Origin of the sequence: uncultured Amaricoccus sp. (assembly GCF_937858865.1) — a bacterium.
GTDB lineage: Bacteria > Pseudomonadota > Alphaproteobacteria > Rhodobacterales > Rhodobacteraceae > Amaricoccus.
The window spans coordinates 1-5,553 of the sequence record NZ_CALLYO010000442.1 but is presented as its reverse complement, the minus strand read 5'-3'; the positions used below and the strand labels follow the sequence as shown (position 1 = coordinate 5,553).

General features: G+C 72.8%; 5 protein-coding genes. All 5 read right to left on the bottom strand.

Going from position 1 to position 5,553, the window contains the following annotated elements:
- Positions 1-391 (bottom strand): cytochrome c-type biogenesis protein CcmH (locus Q0112_RS13060; protein ID WP_297975971.1); only part of this gene is annotated, 391 nt, incomplete at its 3' end.
- Positions 388-948 (bottom strand): DsbE family thiol:disulfide interchange protein, encoded by a 561-nt coding sequence (locus tag Q0112_RS13055; RefSeq protein ID WP_297975969.1) that lies wholly within the window; start codon positions 946-948, stop codon positions 388-390. The genes Q0112_RS13055 and Q0112_RS13060, both read right to left, overlap by 4 nt.
- Positions 945-2,945: a heme lyase CcmF/NrfE family subunit gene (locus Q0112_RS13050; protein WP_297975967.1), complete on the bottom strand. Its 2,001-nt coding sequence runs from the start codon at positions 2,943-2,945 to the stop codon at positions 945-947. Before Q0112_RS13050 ends, Q0112_RS13055 begins: the two co-directional genes overlap by 4 nt.
- A gap of 1 nt (position 2,946) precedes the next feature.
- Positions 2,947-4,431: a PLP-dependent aminotransferase family protein gene (locus Q0112_RS13045; protein WP_297975966.1), complete on the bottom strand. Its 1,485-nt coding sequence runs from the start codon at positions 4,429-4,431 to the stop codon at positions 2,947-2,949.
- Positions 4,432-4,531: 100 nt separating this feature from the next.
- Positions 4,532-5,553: hypothetical protein (locus Q0112_RS13040; RefSeq protein ID WP_297975964.1), on the bottom strand; the 1,022-nt coding region annotated here is incomplete at its 5' end.

Here is a 5,553-nt window from a genome sequence, read left to right as displayed (position 1 = left end):
GCGCCTCGGCCGGCGGCGGCGCCGGCCGGCGGCGCGCGGCCCGCACCAGCACCACTCCGCCCGCCAGCAGCAGAGCGCCCGGCAGCAGCCACATGATCCGCCCCACTCCCGTTTCCGGCGGGGCGAGCATGACGAAATCGCCGTAGCGCACCCGGAAGAACTCGACGATCTCCGCATCGCTCCGGCCCTCGGCGACCATCTCCCGCACCAGGACCATCATCTCCTTCGCCGTCCCCGCCTGGCTCTCGAGGATCGACTCGCTCTGGCAGACCGGGCAGCGCAGCGTCCACGCCAGCTCGCGCACCCGCGCCTCGCCCGGCGCCTCCGTCACCAGCTGCGCCGCCGCCGGCGACGCCGCGAGCAGCAGCAGGAGCAGCGCGCGCAGGATCATGGCGCCACCCCGATCCGCGGCAGCATCTCGGCAAGTACAGCCGGCGTCAGCGGCCCGGCATGCCGCCCCCGCACCGTCCCGCCGGCATCGACGAAGAAGGTCTCCGGCATCCCGTAGACCCCGAAGTCGATCCCGAGCCGCCCCTTCGGATCGACCCCCGACAGATAGGGGAAATGCCCCTCCCGATCGAGGAACGTCCGCGCATGCTCCGGATCGTCGCGGTAGTTGATCCCCGCGATGGCGAATTCCCCGCCCCGCGCGCGCAGCCCGAGCCGCACCAGCTCGGGATGCTCCTGCCGGCAGGTCGCGCACCAGGAGGCCCAGAAGTTCAGCACCAGCGGCCGCCCCGCCGCCTCCGCGGAGACGAGCCGCCCCTCGCCGTCGAGCAGCGGCAGATCGAACGCCGGCATCTCCCGACCGACCAGCGCCGAGGGCACCCGCGAGGGGTCGCCCGCAAGCCCCGCGGCCAGCACCGCCAGCACCAGCCCCATCCCCGCCGCGAGGGCGATCCTCCAGCGGCGCCGGCGCGCGGGCCGAGGGGCGACGGCCTCCGTCATTCCGCCGGTACCCCCAGCGCCGCCGCCGGCCGGACGACCACCGCCCGCCGCTGGCGCTCGGGCTCCGAGAGCGACAGCAACGCCCCGGCCAGCACGACCATCCAGCCGACCCAGATCCAGCTCACCAGCGGGTTCCAGTAGATCTGCGCGACGATCCCCCCGTCGCGCTCGTCACCCACGAAGATGTAGAGATCCCCGCCGAGCTCCGAATGGATCGCGGTCTCGGTCGTCGCCATGCCGCGCAGCGGATAGAACCGCTTGCCCGGCGCCATCATCGCCACGACCTTCCCCTCGCGCGACACCGAGACATGCGCCAGCCGCCCCTGCCAGTTCGCCCCCTCGATGTCCTCGATCCCCCGCAGCGTCAGCACCACGTCATGGATCCGCGTCGCCTCGCCCGGGCGCATCTCGACCGTCAGCGCCTGCTGGAAGAGCCCCGATCCGATCATCCCCGCCGCGATCGCCACGATTCCGAGATGCACGATCAGCCCGCCCGTCCGCCGCCGCCCCTGCGACAGCACCATCCAGACCGCCCGCGCCCAGCCGCACCCCGCAACCTTCCGCCGCGCAATGACGGCCCGCCCGAGATCGGCCAGCACCGCCGAGGCCGCGAAGGCGACGACCGCGATCGCCACCAGCGTCAGCGCCTCCCCGACGCCCAGCGCCGCCGCGCCCGCGAAGGCCGCGGCCGCCCCCAGTGCCGGCGCGCGGAACTGCCTGACGAACCGCCCGCCCGGCATGCCGCGCCAAGGCACCGACGGCCCCATCGCCAGCAGCACGACGACAGCGAGCATCAGGGGCACCATCACCCGGTTGAAATAAGGCGCCCCGACCGACACCTTGGCGCCGGTCACCACGTCGACCGCCAGCGGAAAGAGCGTGCCGACCACGACGATCAGCGTCGCCATCAAGAGCAGCACGTTGTTGGCGAGGAGCCCCGCCTCGCGCGACAGCGGATGCTCGATCCCCGCCTCTGACTCGAGATCCTCCGCCCGCCAGATCACCAGCCCGTACCCCGCCACCATGGCGAGCGCCATGAAGACGAGGATGTAGCTGCCGCGCCCCGGATCGACCGCGAAGGCATGCACCGAGGTCAGCACCCCCGACCGCACGAGGAAGGTGCCGAGCAGCGTCAGCAGGAAGGTCGAGACCACCAGGAACACGTTCCAGAGCCGGAACATGTGCCGCCGCTCCTGCGCCATCATCGAGTGCATCAGCGCCGTTCCGGTCAGCCAGGGCATCAGCGAGGCGTTCTCGACCGGGTCCCAGGCCCAGTAGCCGCCCCAGCCGAGCTCGTAGTAGGCCCAGAAGCCGCCGAAGATGATCCCCGAGGTCAGCGCCGCCCAGGCGAAGAGCACCCACCGCCGCACCGCGCCCACCCACTCGGTGCCGATGTGGCGGCGGACCATCGCCGCGACCGCGAAGGCGAAGGGCACCGCGAAGCCGACGTAGCCGAGGTAGAGGACCGGCGGATGGAAGGCGAGCCCCGGATCCTGCAGCAGCGGGTTGAGGTCGCGCCCGTCCGCCGGCACCGGCGCCAGGGTGGCGAAGGGGTTCGACAGGAAGACGATCAGCGCCAGGAACCCCGCCTGCACCAGCGCGAGCGTCGCGATGATCCACGGCATCGACAGCGGATGGTCCCGCCAGTGCAGCCCGACCGCCAGCGCCGAGAGCAGCGCCAGATAGAGCGACCAGAGCAGCAGCGAGCCCTCGTGCGCCCCCCAGGCCGCAGTGACCTTGTAGAGCATCGGCAGCGCGTGATTGGAGTTCTGCGCCACATAGGCGACCGAGAGGTCGGAGACGACGAAGGCATGGACCAGCACCGCGAAGGCGAAGCTCACCAGCCCCGCCACCGCGAAGACCGCATTGCGCGCCGCGACCAGACGCGCCGGGCTCCGCCCGCGCGCCGCAGCCGCCGCCTGCGCCACCGCGAAGAGGCAGAGCGCCAGCGCCAGCGCCGCCGCGAAGCCTCCCACCCGGACCAGTGGCACCTCCATCCTATCCCTCCGCCCGGTCGATCTCGGCGAGCATGCGGATCGCGGCGGTGATCCGCGCCTCCTCGATGGCCGCATAGCCGAGCATCAGCAGATCCTGGTGGCTGCTGTCGCCCGCCGCGAGGCAGGCGCCGCCATCCTCGACGGTATAGATGCCGATGCCGCGCATCAGCGCCCGCTTCTGCAGCCGCCGCGCGCTCCCCGCCTCCGGCAGCCGCCACGACAGATGCATCCCCCCGCGCCGCCCGGCGATCTCCGATCCCGGGAAATGCGCCTCGATCGCCGCGATCAGCACGTCGCGCCGGCTGCGGTAGAGGACGCGGATCCGCCGCAGATGCCGCTGGAAGGCGCCGCTCTCCATGAAGTCGGCCATCGCCGCCTGGTGCAGCCAGGGCGTCCCGTTCGACAAGAGCTGTTTCCAGCGCGCCAGCGCCGGCGCGGTCTGCGGCGAGCCGACGACATAGCCGAGCCTGAGGCCCGGCCCCATCGACTTCGAGAAGGTGCCGAGATAGAGCACCCGGCCGGTCCGATCCAGCCCGCGCAGCGCGGTCAGCGGCCCGCCGTCGTAGCGGAAATCCCCGTCGTAATCGTCCTCGACGATCAGGCTGTCGGTGCGCTCGGCCCACTCGAGCAGCGCCAGCCGCCGCGGCAGCGACAGGGTGACGCCGGTCGGGAACTGGTGCGACGGCGTCACGTAGAGGATGGCGTGGCGCACCTCGGGCAGCGCCTCGACCATCAGCCCGTCGGAATCGACCGGCACCGGGATGCAGTCGAAGCCGGATCTCTCGAACAGATAGCGCGAGCCCTGATAGCAGGGGTTCTCGTGCAGGAAGGTGCCGCACTGGCCGGCGATGGCGCGGGCGATCAGCATGAGCCCGTCCTGCGAGCCGCCGACCACCACCACTTCCTGCGGCGTGCAGCCGACGCCGCGCGCTGGCCCGATGTGGTCGGCGATGGCGCGGCGCAGCGGCTCGAACCCCTGCGGGTCGCCGTACTGCGCGAAGGCCATGCCGCCGCAGCGGAGCTTGACGTCGAACATGCGCCGCCACTCGGTCCCGGGGAAGCTCCGCGCATCCACCCGGCCCACCCAGAAGTCGACCGACAGCCGCGCCGCCGCCGGGTTGCTGATCGCCTGCACCGGAAAGTCCGCCGCCGCCACCGCGCCGAGGAGCGTGCTCCGCGGCGCCGGCCGGCCGGCCGGCCGCACCGTGCGCGCCCCGCCCGGCCCCGGCACGAAGTCCGGCAGGTCGCGGGCGACGAAGGTCCCGACGTTGGGCTGGATCTCGAGGTAGCCCTCGCTCAGCAGCTTGTCATAGGCGATGGTCACCGTGTTGCGCGACACGCCGAGCTGCTCGGCCAGCGCGCGCGATCCCGGCACCGGATCGCCGCCGCGCAGGCGCCCCGACAGGATCATCGCGCGGATCTGGTCGAAGACCTGCTCCTGCAGGGTGCGCGGATCGGATGGGCTGACAGTGAGAGCAACCTGCATGGCTGGCACGACCGCTGGCTTCCGGCACCATCACCTTAGCAGGAAATCGCCTGTCCGTGGTGCCGGATCATGCGATTGCCATGGGTCCGGCGCGATGCGATCAGCCGGCGACCTCGACCGGCGCGATCCGGTAGAGCCAGTAGCCGCCGGTCTGAAAGACCAGCGTGAGCCCGGGCACCTCGCCGAGCCGCGAGGTATTGAAGGGCAGGAGCTGGCCAATCAGGCTCGCCGTATCGCGCGCCTCGATCAGGAAATGCCCGCGCAGCCGCCCGTTCGGCGACCGGTCGATGGCGTAGCCCGCATAGCCCGACTGAACGACCTCGGCCTTCGCCTCGCGGGCCAGGTCGTGCGAGAAGGCGCCGGAGTTGAAGTCGCGCCGCGCCATCGGCAGGCTCCCCTCGCGGATCATCCCGAGCTCGAAGGCGTCGTGAAGATGCACCAGCACATAGGCGTCGCCGGTGCCGGCGAGCACCCGCAGCCGCGCCGCGCCGTGCACGTCCTCGACCAGCAGCGCATCGAGGAAGCCCTCGAAGTCGCCGGCGGCCTCGTCGGCGCCGCCGCCGAAGCGGGCCGACTCGATCGCCGCGGCTTCGTTCCGGCGGTCGCCGAGCGGGCCGGGGAGGAGGAGCGGCCGCTCGGTCGTGGCCAGGGGCCAGGCCGCCGGAACGAAGTGCGCCAGTCGCCGGGACGTCTCCGGCATGGCGAGGACGGTGCTGCCGGCGGGCAGATGCTCGCGCATCGCCTCCACCAGGCGCAGCTCCACCTCGGGCCTCACCTCCCGCCGCAGTACCGGCGGCGGGTCGGTCGCCGGCGTCCAGCCGAGCAGGACGCGCTCGCCCGTCTCTGCGACCGCCTCCACCCCCGACGCGAGCGGCCGCTCCGCACCCTCGGCCCGCAGCAACACCGACTCGAGCCGCGCCCCCGGCAGCAGAGCCGCCAGCGTCGCGGCGTCCGTGGAGGCGACGGCCTCCGCCTGCACCTCGTAGACGTAAGGCGGTGCCGCACCCTCCGGACGCGGCCCCGACCGGTGCGACAGGGCGACCGCCGCCCCCAGGGCGGTGACCGCCGCGGCAAGCAGGAGCCCGGTCGCCCGGCGCCCGGGCCGCGCCACGCCGCCCGTCA

What these genes read in the sequence shown, in the direction of transcription:
- Q0112_RS13055 (WP_297975969.1), bottom strand. Translation starts at nt 948, where the DNA reads ATGACGGAGGCCGTCGCCCCTCGGCCCGCGCGCCGGCGCCGCTGGAGG.
- Q0112_RS13045 (WP_297975966.1), bottom strand. Translation starts at nt 4,431, where the DNA reads ATGCAGGTTGCTCTCACTGTCAGCCCATCCGATCCGCGCACCCTGCAG.
- Q0112_RS13050 (WP_297975967.1), bottom strand. Translation starts at nt 2,945, where the DNA reads ATGGAGGTGCCACTGGTCCGGGTGGGAGGCTTCGCGGCGGCGCTGGCG.